This is a genomic window from Shewanella sp. 1180_01 (assembly GCF_052850535.1).
Window position 1 is genome coordinate 47,525 of the sequence record NZ_VXCT01000019.1, and the last position, 21,973, is coordinate 69,497.

General features: G+C 48.8%; 12 protein-coding genes. 2 read left to right on the top strand and 10 right to left on the bottom strand.

Annotated features, from left to right (window positions below):
- Positions 1–12: 12 nt before the first annotated feature.
- From recD to rmuC, 9 genes are all read right to left on the bottom strand, one after another.
- Positions 13–2,223: an exodeoxyribonuclease V subunit alpha gene (recD, locus tag FW758_RS11880; protein WP_446445490.1), complete on the bottom strand. Its 2,211-nt coding sequence runs from the start codon at positions 2,221–2,223 to the stop codon at positions 13–15.
- The gene (gene recB, locus FW758_RS11885) at positions 2,220–6,014 is read right to left on the bottom strand and encodes an exodeoxyribonuclease V subunit beta (protein ID WP_446445491.1); all 3,795 of its coding nucleotides are present in this window, start codon (positions 6,012–6,014) and stop codon (positions 2,220–2,222) included. Before recB ends, recD begins: the two co-directional genes overlap by 4 nt.
- On the bottom strand, positions 6,011–9,835 hold the full coding sequence (recC, locus tag FW758_RS11890; RefSeq protein ID WP_446445492.1) for an exodeoxyribonuclease V subunit gamma: 3,825 nt from the start codon (positions 9,833–9,835) through the stop codon (positions 6,011–6,013). The genes recB and recC overlap by 4 nt, the downstream gene beginning before the upstream one ends.
- A gap of 155 nt (positions 9,836–9,990) precedes the next feature.
- The gene (locus tag FW758_RS11895) at positions 9,991–12,195 is read right to left on the bottom strand and encodes a transglutaminase TgpA family protein (protein WP_446445493.1); all 2,205 of its coding nucleotides are present in this window, start codon (positions 12,193–12,195) and stop codon (positions 9,991–9,993) included.
- Entirely contained in the window at positions 12,192–13,289 is a 1,098-nt protein-coding gene (locus FW758_RS11900) for a DUF58 domain-containing protein (protein ID WP_446445494.1), read from the bottom strand. Before FW758_RS11900 ends, FW758_RS11895 begins: the two co-directional genes overlap by 4 nt.
- Positions 13,290–13,372: 83 nt before the next feature.
- A complete protein-coding gene (locus FW758_RS11905; protein ID WP_446445495.1) occupies positions 13,373–14,284 on the bottom strand; it encodes an AAA family ATPase in 912 nt (303 codons plus the stop codon).
- 185 nt (positions 14,285–14,469) lie between these two features.
- Positions 14,470–15,174: an EAL domain-containing protein gene (locus FW758_RS11910; RefSeq protein WP_446445496.1), complete on the bottom strand. Its 705-nt coding sequence runs from the start codon at positions 15,172–15,174 to the stop codon at positions 14,470–14,472.
- Between the two features lie 239 nt (positions 15,175–15,413).
- Positions 15,414–17,339, bottom strand: coding sequence for a transglycosylase SLT domain-containing protein (locus FW758_RS11915; RefSeq protein ID WP_446445505.1), 1,926 nt, complete (start codon positions 17,337–17,339; stop codon positions 15,414–15,416).
- A gap of 161 nt (positions 17,340–17,500) precedes the next feature.
- On the bottom strand, positions 17,501–19,060 hold the full coding sequence (gene rmuC / locus FW758_RS11920; RefSeq protein ID WP_446445497.1) for a DNA recombination protein RmuC: 1,560 nt from the start codon (positions 19,058–19,060) through the stop codon (positions 17,501–17,503).
- Between the two features lie 300 nt (positions 19,061–19,360).
- On the opposite strand from rmuC, the gene msrP reads away from it, so the two are divergent.
- Together msrP and msrQ are read left to right on the top strand one after the other, a co-directional pair.
- Positions 19,361–20,395 carry a protein-methionine-sulfoxide reductase catalytic subunit MsrP gene (msrP, locus tag FW758_RS11925; protein ID WP_446445498.1) on the top strand — a complete coding sequence of 345 codons (1,035 nt, stop codon included), beginning with the start codon at positions 19,361–19,363 and terminating at the stop codon, positions 20,393–20,395.
- A gap of 46 nt (positions 20,396–20,441) precedes the next feature.
- Positions 20,442–21,113: a protein-methionine-sulfoxide reductase heme-binding subunit MsrQ gene (gene msrQ / locus FW758_RS11930; RefSeq protein WP_446445499.1), complete on the top strand. Its 672-nt coding sequence runs from the start codon at positions 20,442–20,444 to the stop codon at positions 21,111–21,113.
- A gap of 158 nt (positions 21,114–21,271) precedes the next feature.
- On the opposite strand, the gene gloA is transcribed toward msrQ, so the two are convergent.
- Positions 21,272–21,682, bottom strand: coding sequence for a lactoylglutathione lyase (gene gloA / locus FW758_RS11935; protein ID WP_446445500.1), 411 nt, complete (start codon positions 21,680–21,682; stop codon positions 21,272–21,274).
- Positions 21,683–21,973: the final 291 nt, after the last annotated feature.

Consider the following 21,973-nt stretch of genomic DNA (forward strand, 5'->3'; position numbering starts at 1 on the left):
ACCTAACTTAACTTAACCCCAAAGCCTGTCTGCAAGACCCGATGCGCGTTGGGTTGCTTGGCTACTGGCCCGCTCGAATACGTGTTGGGTGCCTAAGCAGGTAAAATGCACTTTAGCGCGGGTGATGGCGGTGTAGATTAACTCTTTGGTCAGCAGTTGCCACTGCGCTAGGCTGGGGTTAGGTGGCAGCACTAAGGCCACACGGCTAAATTCGCTGCCTTGGCTTTTGTGTACTGTCATGGCGTAACAGGTTTCATGGCTGGGCAAACGGGCTGGCAAGACTTTTAACAGGCTGCCATCGGCCTTGATAAAGTGCGCCATTAAGCGTTCGGGTTTATCTTCATCCTGCAAAATCAATCCGATATCACCGTTAAACAGGCCTAAGTTATAGTCATTGCTTTGGATGATAATCGGCCGACCCAGATAAAACTCCTGCAGCGGTTTAATCAGCTTGGCATTGGCCAGTGCCTGAGTCACAAATTGATTGATGCCTTCGACCCCATAATCGCCCGAGCGCATGGCGCATAAAATGCGGTACTGGTTAAAGCTTTCTATGATGTCAGCCGTGCTTGGACGTGTGCCTAGATCACTATTACTTGCATCATTGTTACTTTCATCGCTATTCAAGGCGCTGAGATAAACGCCATACTGCTGGCAGGCTTGCTCTAGCAGTAAATTGAGTCCCACATTATTACCCGGCTCGCTCACTTTGGCTTGGGTTTGGCTTATGACCATACTGTGTTCTAACCAGTTCAATTCAGCAAGGCCCTGTTGCCATACTTGCAATATGCCTTGAAGATCCGCGCGATTGACGGCGCTAGCAAGCAGCCCAATCCCCGCATCACCTTTAAATCTGTGGCTGTGCATCAGCATACACAAGCTATCGCCAAGTTTAGGGCTATCGCTGATAAAGGGTGTCAACTCAAAACCCGTTAGAGCGCTCAGGCGCTCGGCTTGCTCCTTGGAATAGCGCATTTGCCACAGAGCAGGGCTGTTTGACGCTATGTTATTTTGCGCGAGGTTATTGGGAGCTACTGGCATTTTAAGGCCAGCACAAATATCGGCGAGCACAGCGCCAGCCTCAACCGAGGCGAGTTGGTCCTGATCGCCAAGTAAAATCAAACTGGCGTGTTCGGGCAGTGCGCTGAGCAATTTATACATCATGGGCAAATCGACCATAGAGGCTTCGTCGACGATCAATAAGTCGAGCCGCAGCGGATTACCTTGGTGGTGGCGAAAGTGCGGCGAATTGGGGATCACTCCGAGCAGTCTGTGTAGGGTTGATGCCTCTTCTGGAATACGCCCCAATGCCGTTAAAAAATCTTGGTTATTTCTATTGCGAGCTTCATCAATAACATCAGCATGGGCGCTGAGTTCCTTCGCTAGACGCGCTTTTGAGGCTTTGATTGATTCGCTTAAGCGAGCCGCCGCTTTTCCTGTCGGTGCGACTAAACGGATTTCCTGTTGTGATTCCATTTGTAACAATAACAAAAGTTTAGTCACAGTGGTGGTTTTGCCTGTGCCTGGGCCGCCAGTGATCACCGACAGTTTTTTACCCAGCGCAGTGGCCGTGGCGACCTTTTGCCAATCAATGGTTGCTGCGTCTTCACTGTTAGTCAGTGCATTGCGTGTGAGTGAATGGGGATCGCTCACATAGGCAGGGAACAGTTGATCTAACAGTGACCTCAATTTAGCGGTTTGAGTATGCTCTTGGTGGCTTGCGTCTTCAGAGTGCTTAGATACGCTGCCTGATAGGCGGATTAAAGAAGCGGCCACTGAGGTTTCAAATTGATGATAACGTTGTAGATAGAGTCTGCCATTATCAAAAATAAGTGGTTTGTTACTGCCCGCTTGGCCAACGGCATCAAAGCTTTGTAAAGTCTCTGTGAGCGCTTCTAGGCTTAAGGCTATTTTACAGTGGCTATTTTGCTCGGCCATAGGATTAAGCGGCACGATATGGGCGAGCACTAGGCAGCTGTGCTGTGAAGATAATTGCTGGCTCAACAGCGCACATAGCAAAATAAACAAGGGTTGTTGGCTGTCGCATGGATGTAAGAGACTCATCTCGAGTGCGAAATGCCGATCGAGTGGCGTGAGCAGTCGTTCCTGCTCCCACAGTTTCAACAGCTCTGGTAGCGGCGCGCTAAGCTGGATTGCGCCATGGTCTATCCATTTCGCGGCTGAGAGTGAATGTGCATTTAGCCTTTGGGTTGAGCGCATCATGCCGTGACTCCTGTATCGATTGCACGAGCTAATCTGCTGTGAAATAAATTGTCATTAAAAAGTGAATCCAGCGCGAGAATAAGTGCCTTCGGCGGCTTGTCGTAGTAAATACCGTAGCCGGGATACTGAGCCGACATTCCCCGTAAGAACAAGTAATAACAACCGCCGATATGGCTGTCGTAGTCATAACTTGGCAGGCGTAAACTCAAATATCTGTGTAGTGCCAATGAGTAGAGGATGTACTGCAAATCATACCTGTGATCGGTTATTGCACTTTGCAGCGCGCTCTGATGATAGGCATTGATGTTGTCGCCTAAATGATTCGACTTATAGTCGGCGATGTAATATTTTCCTTGGTATTCAAAGGTTAAGTCGATAAAGCCTTTGAGCATGCCCTTGAGATCATCAAACTTAAGTGTCGACTCATAGCCAAACTGCTGCAGTAGCGCATTGAGCTCAGTATCCTTAAGCTCGCTTAGGGGTAAATAAAACTCCATTTCGACTAAGGTATCCTGCGGCGATAACTTGGCTAAGCACAAATCAGGATGCTCAGGTTTGGCCGTCTTGGAATTATTCTCTAAGGCCGATGTTGAAGGCATTGTCGTTGGCATGAGCCCAAGCGGCGCATGTAGCACATCCAGATACCAAGTGTGCAATACCGTTTGCCACTCGGGCGCGATACCGTATTTCAGCATGGCTTTAGGCAGTTGCAGCGGTAAGTCTCTGTCTGCCTGCGTAAAATCAATCTCTTCTAGCACTAAATGCATAAAACTACCGGCGTTAGCACCGCGCTCAAAGTTAAAGCGATTGAGCATGCCATCCTGCAGCTCATGACTTGGCTCATCAGGAATAGAGAGTGTTTGCGCAGCCATATATTCAAGTGTGCCTAATGCTTCATCATCGGCGCCAGGAGCGGCTTTACCATGGCTGGTATTTTTAACTAGGCCTGAATAACTGCCGACTCGCCACGGCGTGCTGTATTGGCGGGTTAAGGTTTTCGCGCTCAGTATTTGTGCTATGTCTTGGCTTGAGGGCAATGGCTGCTCGTCTATGTCATCGGGCACCTTATCAATACTTATGGCTTCCACATCTTGTGCGAGCTGCTGCGCTGCATTGCAGATACGGGCAAAGTCACATTCTGAGTCGCCTATGCCGAGCAGATAGCCGATGGCGGTTTCATGCAGCTGACTTTTAAGGCCATTTTTAAGCTGACGACTGTGATTGGCGATATACAAGTAACACAAATACACAGGCCGAGTGAGCGCCACATATAGTAAGCGCAAGTCTTCGGCCAAGGTTTCTTGTTTGGCGCGATCCCAACCCTCATCCGTGCCTTCGATATCCCATACTAGCTCTTGCTCACCTGCATCGTTGGTTCTGTGGTACAGCATAGGCGTCGGGCGACGGCGATTGTCGCGGGCTAGGCTGACAAAGGGCACAAAGCACACGGGATACTCAAGGCCCTTACTCTTATGGATAGTAACGATCTGCACTAGATTCTGCTCGCTTTCAAGGCGCAGCTGCTGTTCATCGGTGCCCGTGTTATCAATCAGTTGTTGTTCATACCAATTGAGCAGGGCGCTAATACCATCAAGCTCGGTGGCCTTTTGCTGTAATAGCTCGGCAAGGTGACGAAAATCTGTCAAACGGCGCTCGCCGTTGGTGGCATCTTGCTCCTGTGCATCGGTTTGCGTACTAGCGGAGTGCAGTAAACGGTCAATCAGCTTAGTGCTATTGGCAAGGCTTAATAGCGTGGGCATGATGCCGCGTTTTTGCCACACTTGGTGCAAGTTAAAAAACTGCTCTAATAACAGCTGTCTGTGCTCTTCATCTTGGTTGAAGGCATGAATTTGCTCGGCGCTGTAGCCCAATAATGCTGTAGCTAGCGCGCTGCGCAATGCCCGTTCATCCTTAGGATTCGCCAGAGATCGCAAAATTAACGCCATTTCCCGCGCTTCAAGGGTATCGAATACACTGTCACGACTTAAAAACACTGCGCCTATGTGGCGTTTACTCAATGCGGTTTTCATCACCGCGGCTTCGTTGCGATCCCGCACTAAGATAGCGATGTCTTTAGTGATCAAAGGCCCTTTCGGGCTGTGGCACGCGCCATTGGCCGCATCTGTCAGTAAACGGGTGATCTCCGCCGCTGCATCTTCGGCGAGCAAGTGTCTGGCGGTGGTTTTGTTGAGGCCGTTTTCTGCGCTTTCGCTTAAGAGTCTTAATCTTAAGGCAGCTGGATTGACGGTTTTTTCAGTGAGGGTTTTCCCCTTGGCACTACTGGGCGTTTTCACGCTATCAAAGGGGATCGACTGACTGATAAAAGGATCGTGATGCTGGCTAAAGAGATGGTTAACCCCAGCGACCATGTTTGCACTTGAGCGGTAGTTGGTATCTAGATGATAGTGGGCCTGCGTATGATGACGGGCCTCAATATAGGTATGGATATCGGCGCCGCGAAAGGCATAAATGGCCTGTTTAGGATCGCCAATCATCAACAGGCTGAGCTTGTTCTCTGTAGTATCTACACCTTGCTGCTCAAACGAGTAGCGGCCTTGGTAGATGCCAGAGAAGATCGCAAATTGCAGCGGATCGGTATCTTGGAATTCATCGATAAGCGCGACGGGGAAACGTGTCGCCACGGCTTTGGGCAAGGTTTCATTATTGGCATGTAGCGCGCTTGCTAAGGTTGTGAGCAAGTCATCGGGAGTCAGTACGTTTTTTTGCTGCTTTTGCTGGGCAAATCGCTCGCTTATACCAAGTTTCGCACTATACAAAAACGCTGGTTTAATGGCGGCAATCAATGTAGCGAGCTGCTCCATATGATCCATCAGCGGCGCTTCGCTCACGCTTGGGATCACGCCGCCCTTGTTGAGCTTTAACTCAGACAAGGACAAGGCTTCTAACTCTTTCAGTGGCGGCAACCCATGACCGAAGGCGAGCCAGTTATCCAGTGCATCGAACATGGCGGCGAGCTTGGGGTACTTATCCGTTGCTTTGCCAAAGCGGGTGCCATTCAGTGGCAAACCTTGTAGCAATGCCAATAAGCCATCGCGCCCCCGCGGCCAAGCTAATTTAAAGCGCTCTAAACTTTGGCGCAGTGACAGGGCTAAGGCATCAAACTTAAGCGCGGGTTTCAGAGGCTTTGCTTGACTGGCGCCAAGGAGCGGCCGCAATTGTTTGACCAAACCATCGGGCTCGCCAAATTCCTTAGCAATGATTTGCGCTAAGTAATCGGGCAGCGGATAACAGGCCTCACGCCAAAAATCCCGCACGGCATGGTGCAAAAACTCGCTGTCGTCTAAGGTGAAGTCCGATTCGAACAGCAGGGAGGACTCAAAGGCGAGATCCGATAAAATTCGCTGACAGAAACCGTGGATGGTAAAAATTGCCGCTTCGTCGAGGGATTTAAGGGCGAGATCGAATCGCCTTAGGGCAATGGCGCGATCACTCTCTGGGGTGTTGTCATACAACGCCTGCACAAAGGGATCGGCAATCGTTAGCCCTAAGAAGCACTTAAAGGCGACTTGAATACGCCGACGAATACGATCCCTTAGCTCTTCGGTGGCCGCATTGGTGAAGGTAACCACGAGAATTTGCTCGCAGGTGAGCGGCGCTGCTATGCCATCGCCAAGCAATAAGCGTAAATAAAGACCTGAAATGGTGTAGGTTTTACCTGTGCCAGCGCTGGCCTCAATCAGACGACTACCACCAAAGGGCAATGTGAGTGGATCAAGCGCCTGCGCCGCTGAATGTAACGCCGCTGCGTTTAACTGCTTGTGATCACTCATGATTGCTCTCCCTGTGCGCTATCGCGGTTCAAATGTGCTGCAGTCGCTCGTGTTTCAGTCGCTTGCGTTTCAGTCGCTTGTACAGCGGGAGTCTGGCCTTGGCTCATGCCATCATTTAGCGCAAATTCTTCAAGCTGAGCCAAGGTATCTTTGAGATATAAACTCACCATAGGGCGATAGATGCGCTCGGCTAATGCGCCAAAGCTATCCTCAGAGAAATCCCGCGGAAAACTGAATAAGCGTTGGTAATGGGGTTCGTTCCCTTCGCCTAATTGACTCTGCTCATCCAGCCATTCAGGTAACGCTTGCTGCAAACGCTCATCGTGCCCACCCTCGCTGCTGACGTAGGCTAGTGAGGTGCGCGGCATAAAACACAGTGGATATTGCTGACCTTGATAAAACAGCACCAGCAAATCGGCCAGTAACGCATGGGCGCGCTCAGCAGTAATTGGCGCTAAGGCGTGGAAATGCCCCATGTCGAGTAGATAGCTTGCATGTGTGTGGCCCATTGCCATTAAACACAGGTGGCGAAGGTATAACCTCAGCACATCGCGGCCGTGGGCGCTACCGGGACGGTAATTCACTAATCCCTTAGGGCTGATGTCATCAATACGGCCTTGCAGTAACACTTGCTGGGATTTACCCGCCGTGATGGGTAAGTCAAATAGGAGTTTAATATCCGCATGACTGCCGGTTTGTTCTCCCTTGAGGAACAAGGTTCTGCCAATCAAAGGCTTAATATCTTGCTGATATTGGCGTAGCAGCAAATCATCGAAGGGCTGCATCGGCAAACTGCCGCTAGCTTTGAGGCGTTTAATCAGCTCGATATCGGGCTCAGTCAGACCTTGGCCTATGGCATCGTCGAGTAACTGGGCCTGCAACATATAGCGCTCTAGAGCATTTAAGCTAAAGGGCTCGTCATTATCATCGGCCTGAATATTAAGACTAAGGTCGACTTTAAGCGTTCGGTTGAAGAAGTACTGCGCCGGATTTCGAAAGAAACGGATCAGGGCAGACACATCAACTTGCTTGCTTTGCGTTGCGTGCAGAGGATCGGGCTGTGCATCGGCCTGCAGGATGGAGTCTGGCTCATCTGCTTCCAGCATGATGCGAGTTTGCGCGCCGATAAAGCGGCCAGCATGTGTGCCCGCAGCGTCGGCATTGGGCGGACACCATTGCTGGCTATAACTTTGGCCTATGCCTGACTCATTTTTACTTATGCTTGAGCCATCTATGTTTGAGCTATTTTCGTCATCACTTTTTACTGCGGCTTGATACAACTTAGGATCGAAGGGTTGCAGCGGCTGGTGGCTGACAATCGCGTTATAGAGGGCTTTTTCAGCATCTTCTGGGTCTATGGAGCTTGAAGCGTTTTGCGATTGAGCCAATAGCGTTTCAGGCAAATAGCACAGCTGACAATATTCAATTAGTTCAGAGACGAGCATAGAGGCGATACGCTCAGAGTTATCCCGTTCGCTGCGACCGATATAGCTGATATACAGTTGCTCGCGCGCCGACAATAAGGCTTCTAAAAACAAATATCTGTCATCGAGGCGGCGGGAACGATCGCCTTTACGGGCACCAAAGTGTGCCATTAAATCAAAGCCGACGGGATGTTGAACCCTAGGATAAACCCCATCGTTCATGCCGAGTAAACACACGATCTTAAAGGGGATCGAGCGCATCGGCATCAAGGTACAAAAGTTCACGCTTCCCGCAAGATAACGCTGGCCGACCCGAGATTCGGTTAAGCGTTGATTAAACCATTGCTGCAGCACTTCGATACTGAGGCTCAGTCCGCTTATGTTCTGTTGGGCTAGTGTCACGAACATACTTGTATCTAACGAGTTTGTATCTAATGGCTTACCCGCCGATAGTAACTCTTGCTCTAGGGCGGCAATGGCATCGCGGATTTCCTGCAATTGTTCGCGCTCGTCTTCATCTGTGTCGTAAAAAGCATCCAGCAGCTCAGTTAATTCAGCCAAACGCAGGGCGCCCACTTGCGGCAGGGCGAGTATTTGCGCCGTTTCATCGAGTACTTCAATAAAATTGAGTAACTTACCTAACGCCTGCGCCGATTGGCCTTCGATGCCAGTCACGATCAGATGGTCTTGGTACAGCGGAGCATCGTCACTCAAGGCGTAACCTAAAATCAGCCTTTTAATACCAAAGGCCCAGGAGTTTTGCTCAAACGCTGGCACACCTTGTTTTAGGCGGCTTTGCTCATCGCGGCCCCAGCGCACGCCCGCTTCATCTAACCAGCGGCGGATAAGTTGCAATTCATCGTCATCGAGCTGGAAACGGCGCAAAATGGCGGGCACTTCGAGTATGCTCAAAATGTCGGTCAGACCAAAACGACTTTGATTAATCCCAAGTAAATTCAAAAAGCTATTGATGAGCGGTGATTCCTGCGCCGCGCCGCGGTCGGCAATGGCGTAGGGAATGTAATGCAGGCCTTGCTTCGCCGAGAAGACGGCATCGATGTAGGGCGCGTAGGCGGCGACATCGGGCATCATGACCACTATGTCTTTGGGTGTCAGGTCGACATCATTGCTGAGTAACTCAAGCAAGTGATCGTGCAGGGTTTCGACTTCCCGCAATGGGCTGTGACAACTCTTTACTCGAATGGATTCATCGTCGCGCTTAAGCAGGCGTCTGTTCTCGACATTTTGATACAGCTCGGCATCAGGCCCTAGTACTCTGTCTAAGGTTTGCATCTCTAAAATATCGTATTGCACCCCGTGGAGCATGCTGGCATGACTGTGTGGATCGTTGGGATCGTCGCAGGGCTCACAATACACATCGTCGCCAAAGTCGCAGTGTTCGGCGGGAAGCTCAAGCAGCATATCGAGTAATTCACGGCCCATCTTGCCGTTATTGGCAAGCAGCGGATTGCCCACTTCGAGTTTATCTTCCCACAGTTCGGCTAATTGGCGTTTACCCGCATATTGCACCGCCATGCGGGCACGATTACGGGGATCAACAATATCCCCCCAATAGTGCTGACAAGGGCTTAAACCCAGCACGATCACATCGATGCGGCCTGCCAGATGGTACAGCACCTCAAGGGTTTGCGGCGCCATTGAGGAAATGCCAAACACAAATAAGCGTTGTGGCAATTGGGCGAGTGACGTGTCGGGATTATTCAGCGCGGCAATCAAGTCGCTGTGTAGATTGGCCCTGTGGTAATGGCTTTGATTAAGCTCATCACGGTTAAAGGCAATGAGCGCGCGCCATAAAATAGGTTGCCAGCGTTGGTCTTCATTCAGCGGCTTGGTAAGTGATTCGGGATGCTCGTTTTGCTCCCACGCTAAAATCCAATCGGGGCGATACACTAAGTATTGGTCGAAGATGTCGGCGATACGGCCACAGAGTTGGTACAGCTTAATGTCGTCAGCGGTCATATCACTGGTGTTGAGTTGTTCACTCGTGTTGGCGGTATTTGTGGTGGACGTACTTTCTAGGGTATTACCTAGATAGTGTCTCAATGGCCCAAAGGCGTCATCTTGTAACATGCGCGGCAAGAGTTGCATCAGCTTCCACGTCATCGCCGCTTTAGTGAAGGCGTTGTCTTTGGGCACATCGGGCAATAAGTCATGGCACAACTGCCAGGTAAAGCTCGATGGCAGCGGGAATTCCAATGCGGCGGCAATCCCATTTTGTTTGGCGATTTCGAGGCGCAGCCAAGTCGACATGCCAGGACTCTGCACCAGAATATGCTCGTTACTCAGTAGACGTGCAAAAGCAAGGGGCTGGGTCAGGTAAGCGGCTAAATGGGCGCAGAGCACTTCCATCTGATTGGACTGGATTAACTTTAGCATGTGCAACTCGGCATGGTGACAGTAAAACAATTCTATGTGTTTGATTTATAAGATTCAACACTATTGCTGCTTCTGTGGAATTAACCCGCAATTTTAGGCGTTTACTGAGCCTTGAACTGATGCAACTTGGCCGGCTAATGCTCAGTTTACAAATCCTAGGCTAGCGTGAACTTCTTTTTCACCTTAGCCCTGAGCAATAACCAATTCAGTTGCTTCGCCGCCGCTTTAAATTTTGTTAAATGCGCTTGATAGGCATCAGCCGGTAAATCTTGATACTTCAGCGCCACATAACTTTGGGTAAAGGTGTGCATTAGCGCACAAAGCAGTGGTGCACTGTGTTGGTATTGCTCGATAATCTGCTGCGCAAATTGGTTTGGCCCATCACTGTCATTGCGTTTAATACCATGGCGGGCGAGGCGATTGCAGACCTGTTGATAGCGAGCGCTGATAGGATCGCCTTGAGTGCTAAAATGTAATAGCCCCGCACTGTAGGCGATATAGAGCACGATAAGGCTGATACACAGCCCCATAAATACCGCGATTTTAGTGTTAGTTACATCTCCTAAGATGCCGCTGAGCACTTGATTTTGTCTATCTTGATTGAAACCCAGTACCCACACGCTCCAGTAATAATCTATGCTGGCAAAACGTTGCCTTAACTCATTGAGCCAAGGCATAGATTTAAAGCGTAAGCTACTAAAAGGGCTTTCTTGCAGGTAACTCAGCGCTGGATCAAACTGGGCGTCGAATCCTTGTTCGATTCGATCGGGCGCCACCATAGCGGTCGGGTCGAAACGTACCCAACCTTCACCTTCGAGCCAAACCTCAGCCCATGCGTGGGCCATATATTGATACACGCTGTAGTAACCCGCTTGCGGATTAAACTCACCACCCTGATAACCCGTGACCATGCGTGCGGGCAAGCCTGTGGCCCGCGCCATAACAATGAAGGCTGCGGCATAGTGCACACAAAATCCGGCTTTGTTTTCAAATAGAAAATCATCCACTTGCTGCGGCCCAAGGGGAGGCGGCGTGAGTGTGTAGAAAAAAGGCTCGGTATTAAAGTGGCGCATCATGGCCCACAGTCGTGGCTTAGGTTCCGGATATAGAGTCTTAAATTGCTCGGCCAGCGCCCAAGTTCGTGGATTACTGTTACTCGGCAGTTCAAGGTTAATCTGCCTTTGCCGCGCAGAGAGCCTAAGATCCATCTTCGCCTTGGGCCAAGACTCCACTTGATAACTCATTCGCTGATCGACATTGCGCAGTGCTAACAGCCGATAATCGGGCATATTGATCACACTATCATCTTGGCTGTAGGCGACATCGAGGCCAAATAACCACGGCTGGTGGCTCGGCTCAGCAATCACTTGGTAACGAAGACTAGGCTTATTATTTTGCTTGTCTTGTTTTGCAGCATCTTGATCTTCGCTGCTTATCGAAGCGGGGCTCTTTATTAAATCAGGGTTATTGTTCACAGAGTCAGGACTGGTGACTGTCGAAGCTGGATTATTAACCATCAAGGCGGGGCTGGGCCGCGAGGGCGGGAACAGCAACGCATCTTTTTGCAGCTTTTTAATGCCTTCCTCCTGACGCCAAGTCATACCGTCATAGTTTTCCATCACCAGCGCGCGCCAATATAACTCAGCATTAATGGGCGCTGCATTGGTAAAACTCGCTCTAAAGGCCAGTTCGGTCGAACGGGTGAGCTTGCCGATATCACCAATGGCCAGACTATCAGACAAGCCCGTTTGCGCTTCTTTCATGTTGGGCACTAACCAGAGCGGCGCAAAACGCGGTAACACTAAAAACAACAGCAACGCGAGGGGCACACTCTGGAGTAAAAATTTACTACCGAGCCATGCCGTGTGTTTTAGGGAGTGTTTATCTTGATACAGGGTCACGAGCACGCAGGTGTTGATCAGCGTCACCACGAGCAAGTGTGCAGTATTAAGTAAGGATTGGTGATCGATAAAGGTCAGCGCGATAATAAAATAGCCCGCTAGGACGACAACCCGCACATCCCTTTGGTTACGCATTTCAATGTATTTTAAGGCGTAACCTAACAGCAGCAGATTCACCAGCGCATTGAGTAAGCCTATTTCCTTTGAGACTAATGCCAATGTGGTTGCGGCGCCGAGCGCAAGACTGGTCACTAGAAAACGCGGCGGCTTTGCCACTTTGCCGACATAAATCCCCACACGCCACAGCAAACAAATTGCGCAAATGCCTAAGGTCCAAGGCGTGGTTTTATCAAATAGCGGGCTCAGTACGGCGATATTGGTGATCAATAACCAAAAGAGTGTCTGACGGCTGATATTATCGCCAATTTGCGGTGTCGTACTGCTGGCCGTTAATGTCATGCCTGTTCCCTCGAGGTCGGGATATGACGCTGCTTGCTGGTGGTTTTCGCCGTTTTATTTGAGTGCTTTGCCGCTGATGACGAATTAACGGCTGACGGCGCTAGCTGGGGATACAAGGCAAGGGCCTTATGGCAGGCGATTCTATGGTTATGACCGATAGAGGGCGCGATAAATATATCCTCGCCCATTGGTGTTTGCAGATGTAAGCCAAAATATTGCTCGAGTTGTGTGAGTTTATTGATTTGCCAGCTTAATTGACTCAACTGGGTTTCGAGCCGTTTAGCATCGGGTCTGAGTCTTAACCAAACGGGATCGCCTTGGGGCTGCTGAAACTCTTTACTCAACATACCGCGACCCTGTGCCCACTGTTTCCATGCCACTTGCTTGAGGGATTCGCCGAGCACATGGGGTTTAAGGCCTTTAAACTCATCAATGCCTGACACATGTTTACCCGCCAGCAACAGGGGATCTTGCTCCGACTGTGTATGATCAGCCTCAAGCTGCAGCGGTGCTTCAATCGGCTGGGCAAAGACTAAGTGACTAATGGCCAAATCCACATGGGACCATGCGCGGCACAGCCCTAAGGGATAGAAGGATTCAATTTTGAGCCGACCCGGTGACACTTGGCCCCGCTGATGATATTCGAAGGGCACGAGCGCTTGCTGTTCATCTGTGCTGACGTTATGCACCGTATAAGTGCGATTATGCGGATAGTTAAGCTGGATATTATGACCACTGTGATGGGTGCTGATGAGGACCGGAAAGGTTAAGGTTTCGCCCGCATAGACTTCGGGTGGCGTCATGGCGCGTAAATGTAGACCCGCCAGATTTTTGTAACTGTAGAGAATACAGGTATTAAACAGGCTTAATAATAAGATGCTAAGGCCAATGACTAAGTTATTTTGATAGTTAGTGCCAAATAGATATAAGAGTAAAACCAACCCGAGCCAAACTAAGCCAAAACCGCTCGGCAAAATAAAAATGCTGCGATGGCTTAAGGTGATTTCAGGACTCGGTGGTAAACGCCTTGCTAACCAACGCTGCCAAATCGGTACTAGAATCGGAACGAAAGTAGGGCGTATCAGTCGTTTCACTTCTGCATCACTTCCATGGTTGAATTATTTAGTTGAACACCTTAACTGTATGCCTTAGCGATATCGTTCATGACAGTGGCTCGCTACATGATGGGGTTAACGCTCGCCAGAATTCGCTCGGATAAGGCTTCACCCTGTAATTGGCTACTGGTTCTGAGTCTATGTTCCGCCACGCAGCAAAATACCGCTTGCACATCTTCAGGGACTAAATAATGTCGCCCCTCTAAAAAAGCCCATGCCTTAGCGGCTTGCAATAATGCTTTGGTAGCGCGAGGCGATAAACCCACGCTGTCACTTTGGCTGCGAGAAAAATTCACTAAGGCCAGAATGTAATTGAGTAAAGCATCGGAAGCGCTGACCTTGTCGCATTGTTCTTGCAGTTGCATCAAGGCCAGTGGCGTCAGGCATTGGGGCAGTTGCTCTAAGGTTAAGTGGTTATGATTGCTCTTCAGCATCGCAAGTTCGGCGTCGTGGCTTGGATAACCAATTGATAGACGCATCATAAACCGGTCGAGCTGCGATTCTGGCAGTGGAAATGTGCCGGATTGATCGGTGGGGTTTTGAGTTGCGATCACAAAGAAAGGATTAGGCAATCTGTGAGTGATGCCATCGACGGAGATTTGTTGTTCTGCCATCGCTTCAAGCAAGGCGCTTTGGGTCTTAGGGCTGGCGCGGTTAATTTCATCGGCCAAGATCATCTGCTTAAAAATCGGCCCTGGATGGAAGATAAATTGCGCCTGATGTTTATCAAAAATCGACACACCGAGAATATCAGCGGGCAGCATGTCGCTGGTAAATTGAATTCTTTGGTAACTCAAGCCCAAGCTTTGGGCTATGCCATGGGAAATACTGGTTTTACCCATGCCGGGTAAATCTTCAATCAACAGGTGGCCGCGGGCGAGAATGCAGGCCAAAGCAAGCCGAATTTGCCTTGGTTTGCCCAGCAACACTTGTTCGAGTTGATGTAGTAATTCGCTGATCCCAGATTGTGCCACGGGCGACTCCTAATACATTTAAAAGCGTAACTGAAAGTGCATGCGAAAGCAGACAAGCTTTACCACTATGGCGGATCATCGCCTGCTTATCCAGTGGCATTTCTAGTGCGAAATCAATTACTCGACTGAATGACGTTTAGGCTTGCGTGTGCTGGTGGCGCAAAGTCAAAGGGCGGCGCGTGGCTCTATGCAAGACACAGCTCTTGAGTGCGGGTTGGGCGAATAAACCAAGATTTAAACAGAAAGCCTTGGACTAAGTCGACGCCTATGTCTCGCGCAAACGCCAAGTGGGCTTCGGTTTCTATGCCTTCTAGAATGCACTGTTTATTGGTTTGCTTGGCAAAGTTAATCAGCGCTATGAGTAACTGGACTCCCTCGGAATGCGTGATGTGGGTTAACCAATGGCGATCGAACTTGAGATAATCCACATTCATCATCAAATCGACACAAAGCATAGAGTGGGGCGCACCAATATCGTCCAGCGCTACCTTGATATTTGCTTGTTTAAATTGGCTGAATAGCTGATTGGCAAGCTGGGCATCGTTAATGCAGGTATTTTCAATGATCTCGACCGTGACTTGCTGGTACTTCGATAACAGCTTTATAAGCTTGGCAGTATGTGGCCCATCGACAGCGTGGGGATCGACATTGATAAAAATGCGCTGCTGGCTGGGCGCGTGAGCGAGTTGAAATGCTTTGGCTTGATATTCAACGGCGGCGAGTAATTCTGTGGATTCATGCAATTGCTCGAACACGATATTAGGTGCAACCGCATCGCCATCAGGTAGATAAAAACGCGCTAAGGCTTCATAGCCGTCGATGGCTAACGTATGGGGATCGACAAAGGGTTGGTATTCGCAGCTGAGCGTTAACGAACTAAGGTTAATCATGGGCCTAATGGGAGTCTTAATGCATTAATACTAATTATTCGCATTTAATGCCTCGCAGTGCAAACAAGTTTACGATAAAACGGCGTGATTGCTGAATAATTATTCGCTTTGCTAATTATTTGAATTTAGAGAATATCATTCAAAATTTTTGGCGGTTAAAGCATGAGCATTACCCTAGGGTATGCTGAAAAGTAGGAACTCGATGCTCAGCAGCATCGAGTTCCTTTTTATGTCGCGAGTCAGTAAGCAAACTTCAATTCGGCTTCGCTGAATAATGGCTGCGCTTTTTGCTCCTGCGCCTCATAAATCAATCGATAGCTGAAAACGGCTTGCACATATTCACGGGTCTCAGTGAAGGGAATGGCTTCGATAAAGCCCATAGCATCGAGTTTTCCATCCGAGTTTGCCAACCAGCGACGCACCCGTGACGGGCCGGCGTTATAGGCGGCGGTCGCGAGGATACGGTTCTGGTTAAACTCTTTTAACAACTGGGCATAGTAAGCGCTGCCAAGATTGAGGTTAAGCTCTGCGCTATAAAGATCCTTAGGATCGCTATATTTAGCCCCATGTTTCTTGGCGGTTGCTTTAGCGGTCGCAGGCATAATTTGCATTAAACCGCGGGCACCGACGCCTGAGGTCGCATAAAGATAAAACGCGCTCTCGCGGCGACTGATCGCTCGGATTTCATCTATGTTCACTTTGTGCTTTTTACTGGCGTGTTCAAAACCTTCTTGGTGCGCCATCGGGAAGCGAAGGGGAATGTCATCCCACAACTTACCTTGGATACTGGCTTCTACGCCAAAATCATACCAGCCTTGCTCATGGGCATAACGGCCGTAACGGGCACGCATAGTGTTGTCACTGCGTCTGAGCAGCGACATCCATTCGTATCGTGCATCGAAATAACGATCCAGCGCCATTAGCTCTTGCACGCGCACAAAACCCAGATCATCGGTTAATTTTTGGCTGCTGGCGTCGACGACAGGCTCAGGGCTTTGATTCAGCGAGACGGGTTTATTTAAAAACTGCGCGGCGGCAAAACCGTAAAAATTACGTTCATTGCTGATTGTCGCAAGAGCTTTGGTGGCACTTTCTGGCGCATCTTTAGCATTCGTGCGATAGAGCCAATATTGCCAGCGCTCCTTAGCCAAGGTTTCTGGTTGCAGTAAATTTAAATAACGGGCAATGCTGCGCATGTCGTGATCGCGAATGGCCCATCTTAACCGGCGTTCAAATAAGTCGTCACTTTTCAGCTCGGCCAGCACATTGTCGACATAGCTTTTATGGCTATCATCTTGTTCGATTAAGATGCGGCGAACTAAGTATTTATCCAGTTGTTGGGCTTGTGCTAGCGTGAAACGATTAGCCTTTTGATACCGTTCATACAAATTAATCGCTTGGTCGAGATCCTTGCGGGCAAGGCGTTTTAATCCCGCCGCAACTATGTCACCCACAATCGGATTTTTATCCTTAAACTTTTCGGTATGGCGCAGGCTATTTGGATCTTTATACACGGCGACTAAGCGCTTAGCTTCATTATTATGGGTGGTGATTTTCTGGGATAAATAGCTCAGCAGACTGGTTTCGCCAGTCTCAAAACTCAGCATCATCCGCGCCCATATGACATCTTGAGTGCGTTTACCCGCTTTGGTCCAAGCGTTGAACAGGGGATCACATTCTTTTGGCCGTGAACTACCAAAGACCCACAGTGATTGCGCCGCCGCATAGGCGGTTTTTATCTCGCCCTTGGCGAGTTTTGCTTCGTAGTAATAACATTGCAGGCGGATGTCGGTAGGGACATCGGGGCTTATCGTAAGATAATCACTCCAGCGTTTTTGGGTGCCCGCATTGTTTAAGTATTTAGACCTTAACCTGTTGTACATAGGCGTAGTTTCATACTTATCAATCAGATTTTTTGCCGCAGCGCCATGCAAACCATTGAGATCGCCGATGTCGATATCATGGTCTAAGTAAATCGCCAGCGGATAATCGCCCAATTTTGCCCGTAGGGGTTTATAGACTTCATAGTCTTGTTTCTTTAAGGCTTTTTCGGCCTCAAGGAAGGTTTTCTGCGTTGGCGTTAACGCGAATGCAGAAGGGGCATTCAAGGCGCCTGCGAGCAATATTGCGCTGGATATAACCACATTAATCACGGCTTTGCACATGGAGCGTTTGCCTCCGGGCATCAAGGTATCAATCGACATGTCCGTATCGATTCAAGGTTATTGGCGAGTGTTCAACTCTATCAATCAATTAGGTCTATCAACTTTGTTTAACGAATCAGTTTATTAACTCAATTTATCAACTCAATCAATCATTTTGGGCATTATGCGGGTTCGAGTTCTGTGTCCTTAGGATCGCACGTTGGCGGCAGCGTTAGCTCAGCGTCATCATCCTGTGTGTCGTTGTCGTCTTGGGCTTCATTGAGTGCTTTTTCTAGCAGCATTTTATCCAGCTGTTTACTGGTATCGACCCCGAGTTGCTGCATTAAATGGGCTTGACGCACTAGGTTGCCTTTGCCCGATGACAGCTTGTTCATGGCGCTGTGATAGGTTTTTTCGGCGTTATCTAAGGCACGACCCAGTTTTTCCATGTCTTCAATATAACCACATAACTTGTCGTAAATTCGACCCGCTTGCTTAGCAATGGTTTGCGCGTGTTGGTTTTGATATTCGTAGCGCCAAATATTGTTAATCGTGCGCAGGGCCACCAGTAAATTCGTTGGGCTCACCAACATGATATTCTGCTCAAGGGCAAAATTGACTAGGCTAGGATCATGCTCTAACGCCAGTAAAAATGCCGGTTCAATAGGAATAAACATCAACACATAATCGAGGCTCTTAAGACCGTGCAGATTTTGATAATCCTTTTGACTCAAGCCCTTAATGTGACTGCGAATCGAGATCACATGCTCATTAATCGCCTGTTGGCGCAGGGCAGGATCTTCACTGTTGAAGTAACGCTCATAACTGACTAAGGACATTTTAGCATCGATGACCACGTCTTTATTTTCTGGCAGATGCACAATCACATCCGGCTTAAAGCGCTTACCGTTGTCGTCCTTGAGATCTTGCTGGGTATGGTATTCATGGCCTTCACGTAGACCGCTTTCCTGCAGCACGCGATCGAGGATCACTTCACCCCAGTTACCTTGCTGCTTGTTATCACCCTTGAGCGCTTTGGTCAGGTTGATTGCATCTTGGCTCATCTTCAGATTGAGATCCCGTAGGTGCTCAAGTTGATGTTTAAGGGCGCTGCGCTCGGACTGTTCGTGGGTGTAGGATTCACGAATTTGTTGTCTGAATCCTTCAAGCTGTTGTTTCAATGGCCCAAGCACGCCTTCGAGTTGACTGGCATTTTGATGCTTAAAGTTTTCGCTACGTTCTTCAAAGATTCGATTGGCGAGGTTTTCAAATTGGGTCTGTAACCGCACTTCGGCCGATTCTAGGCTAGCGATTTTATCCTGCAGTGATTCTTGCTGGGCATCGGCCTTGGCTTGAATGGTTTGCTGCATGGCATTGGATTTCGACAGCGCCAATTGAATTTCTAACTGACGGCGCTGGCTGTCATTCAATTGTTGCTCTAAGGTGGGGACACGTTCGGCTAAGGCCTCGGCTTTACCTAATTGTTCAATTTTGAGCTCAAGGCGCTGCTGGTATTGGCGCAGTTGCGCCTCTTTGTCATCAACCAAAATTTGCTGTTGTGCTAAGGATAATTCAGCATCTTCATTCACTTGACGCATCTCTTGCTCAAGTTGGTCTTTGTGTTGTTGCCAACGTTGGCGCGTGAGTTTTTGATTGAGCAGGGCACCAATCAACAGGCCTAAGAAGGCAATGGCGAGAAGGCCGATGATTTCGGCGACGGAAAAAGATTGAGAAAATGGCATTATCAATAGCACTCCTTTAGCTTTGGCGCTTAGGTTCGCATGCCGCCCAATAGGCTTCAAGCCCTTTAATCAACTATATCTGCGCTTAATGCTTGAATGAGCAAGTCTTATACGTTTAAGGTGAATTTATTCACGGGTGGAAAGTTTTTCTGGCTTTTGCCTGTCTATATTAAAGTGAGCATAGAAGTGAGCATAGAAGTGAGCATAGAAGTGAGCATAGAAGTGAGCGATACAGACGAGCGCCAGATAAGCTTTTATCGCGACTCGGTGGCGTTAATCATTAGATGGTAGAGGTGTCAATTGGCTAAACATTCCCGTTTTACCCCAGGTATTCTTAAAAAAGCGCAGTGGTACATGCAAGATAACCAAGTGACGCCCGAAGCGGTGTTTCGCTCGCGCCGGCAGATAGTGAAAGCCATGGGGCTTGGTGCTATCGGCGCCAGTGTGCCAGGTTACGTGCAGGCCGGCTTGTTCGATCTGTTTGGCGATCAGCCTAAGTCCTCATTTATCACTACGCCACTGACCTTCCAAACTAATAAACAATACGGTGATGCTGATGTGTTAACCCCGTTAGATAAGGTGACACAGCACAATAACTTTTATGAGTTTGGTACGGATAAGCAAGATCCCTTCAATAATGCCCAAGGTTTTAAAGTCGATCCTTGGCAACTGCGTATCGAAGGTGAAGTCGAACGGCCCATGACTTTAGATTTCAATGATCTCACTAAAATGTTCCCGCTTGAGGAGCGTAATTATCGTCTGCGCTGCGTTGAAGCTTGGTCCATGGTGATCCCTTGGGTGGGGTTCCCGCTGGCGGCATTACTGAAAAAAGTGGGTGTAACTAGCAAGGGCAAGTATGTCGCCTTCGAAACCGCTTTTGATCCTGAGCAAATGCCGGGACAGAAGAGTCGATTAATGGGCGGTGGTATTCATTATCCCTATGTTGAAGGCCTGACGATAGCCGAAGCCATGAACGATTTAACCTTAATGTCGGTCGGTTTGTACGGTAAAACCCTGCCACCGCAGAACGGCGCGCCCATTCGATTAGTGGTACCGTGGAAATATGGCTTTAAGAGCATTAAATCGATAGTGCGAATTCGCGTTATGGATAAACAGCCGCCGACCAGCTGGAATCAGCTTGCCTCACACGAGTATGGATTCTATGCCAACGTGAATCCGGCGGTGGATCATCCACGTTGGTCACAGGCCAGTGAACGTCGTATTGGCGAGGGCGGACTATTCTCAGCAACCCGTATCGATACCCAGCCGTTCAACGGTTACGGCGAGTTTGTGGCTTCACTCTATGACGGTATGGATCTGAGGAAAAACTATTGATGCTTGTTTTGCTGTTTGGAAATACGCCATTAAGCGGGGATGACTTATGTTGAGATTAACCGCTAAGCACTTGTTTTGGCTAAAAGCGTTATTCCATTTGCAGGGTTTAGTGCCCATCGTCTACCTGCTGCTCACTGTAGTGTTAGGCCGTGCGGGCGGCGATCCCGTGCAGCACATTATTCACTACACAGGTATAGGCGCGTTAAATGCCTTAGCGGCGACCTTATTGATCTCACCGATTGCCAAGCTGACTAAGCAAGGGCTATTAATGCAGACTCGTCGCTTGGTGGGGTTATATGTGTTCGCCTATGCCACTTTGCATATTCTGGCATTCTTTAGTTTAGATCTGTTGTTTGCTTGGGAATTACTGTTTAGCGAAGTGGTAAAACGGCCGTACATTTTAGTCGGCGCTGTGGCTTATCTTATCGTCACTGCTTTGGCGATCACTTCGTTTAAAGCCTTGATGCGTAAGATGGGACGTCGTTGGCAGACCTTGCATAATGGGGTGTATTTAGTCGCGATATTAGCGCCAATCCATTTTTACTGGTCGGTAAAATCGGAAATCATCGAGCCGAGTCTGTATATCTTAGGTTTTTGCGCGTTATTGCTATGGCGCACGATTTGGCTTAAGCGCATCCTCAGCCGCAAAGGGATGAGTAAAACCGTGAAAAAGACGACTACTAGTGGACAAGAGAAAGCGTCGATAAAATCAGCTTAGACGCAAGGTGCTAGCGGTGAATCGTTGGCTTGTGTTACGTTTCTTTGTACCTAACGCAAGATATAAATTATAAAAACAAAAATGCCGAATCAAGATTCGGCATTTCTCATTTAGCGAACTGTTCTGCTCAGTTAATCTTCTTGCTCAGGTGGCAAGACTTAACCTAAACCTTGAGTCGCCGATTTCATTTGGATGAACTCAATTTTATAACCGTCTGGATCTTCAACAAAGGCAATCTCAGTGGTGCCGCCTGCGACTGGACCAGGGGCGCGTGTTACTTTGCCTCCGGCTGCGGTAATAGCAGCACAACGGGCGTAAATATCTTCATCGCCAATGGCTAAGTGGCCAAAGCCTGTGCCTAAATCGTATTTGTCTGTGCCCCAGTTATAGGTCAGTTCAACTATGGCTTGGCCAGTGGATTCTTCACCGTAACCTACGAAAGCTAAAGAATATTTGTACTCTGGGTTTTCAGAGGTGCGAAGGAGTTTCATACCGAGCACTTCAGTATAAAAAGCAATACTGCGTTCTAAGTTACCGACGCGGATCATAGTGTGTAATAGTTGCGACATAGGTCCTCTCTATAAATAGATTACGGCGAGGAGTATATCAAAAATGTATGTGCGTATGACTACAAATGTCATCCATTGTGTTTTTATCGAACTTGACCAACATAGCTGGCTAGGATAGGGAAGTGCTTGCTGTCGACGGACGATTTTGCGAATTTTGAAAAGAAAATTGCCGATAAATTGGCTGTCGCTCACAAAACACAGATACAAACATGGGTTTTTACCGCAGGGTTGACGATAATATGGCCATACCAACTAGGAGAGTGAATGATGAACACCGAACTTAAAATGGCC

What these genes read in the sequence shown, in the direction of transcription:
- gloA (WP_446445500.1), bottom strand. Translation starts at nt 21,682, where the DNA reads ATGTCGCAACTATTACACACTATGATCCGCGTCGGTAACTTAGAACGC.
- recD (WP_446445490.1), bottom strand. Translation starts at nt 2,223, where the DNA reads ATGATGCGCTCAACCCAAAGGCTAAATGCACATTCACTCTCAGCCGCG.
- recB (WP_446445491.1), bottom strand. Translation starts at nt 6,014, where the DNA reads ATGAGTGATCACAAGCAGTTAAACGCAGCGGCGTTACATTCAGCGGCG.
- FW758_RS11895 (WP_446445493.1), bottom strand. Translation starts at nt 12,195, where the DNA reads ATGACATTAACGGCCAGCAGTACGACACCGCAAATTGGCGATAATATC.
- rmuC (WP_446445497.1), bottom strand. Translation starts at nt 19,060, where the DNA reads ATGCCATTTTCTCAATCTTTTTCCGTCGCCGAAATCATCGGCCTTCTC.
- FW758_RS11915 (WP_446445505.1), bottom strand. Translation starts at nt 17,339, where the DNA reads ATGTGCAAAGCCGTGATTAATGTGGTTATATCCAGCGCAATATTGCTC.
- msrQ (WP_446445499.1), top strand. Translation starts at nt 20,442, where the DNA reads ATGTTGAGATTAACCGCTAAGCACTTGTTTTGGCTAAAAGCGTTATTC.
- FW758_RS11910 (WP_446445496.1), bottom strand. Translation starts at nt 15,174, where the DNA reads ATGATTAACCTTAGTTCGTTAACGCTCAGCTGCGAATACCAACCCTTT.
- recC (WP_446445492.1), bottom strand. Translation starts at nt 9,835, where the DNA reads ATGCTAAAGTTAATCCAGTCCAATCAGATGGAAGTGCTCTGCGCCCAT.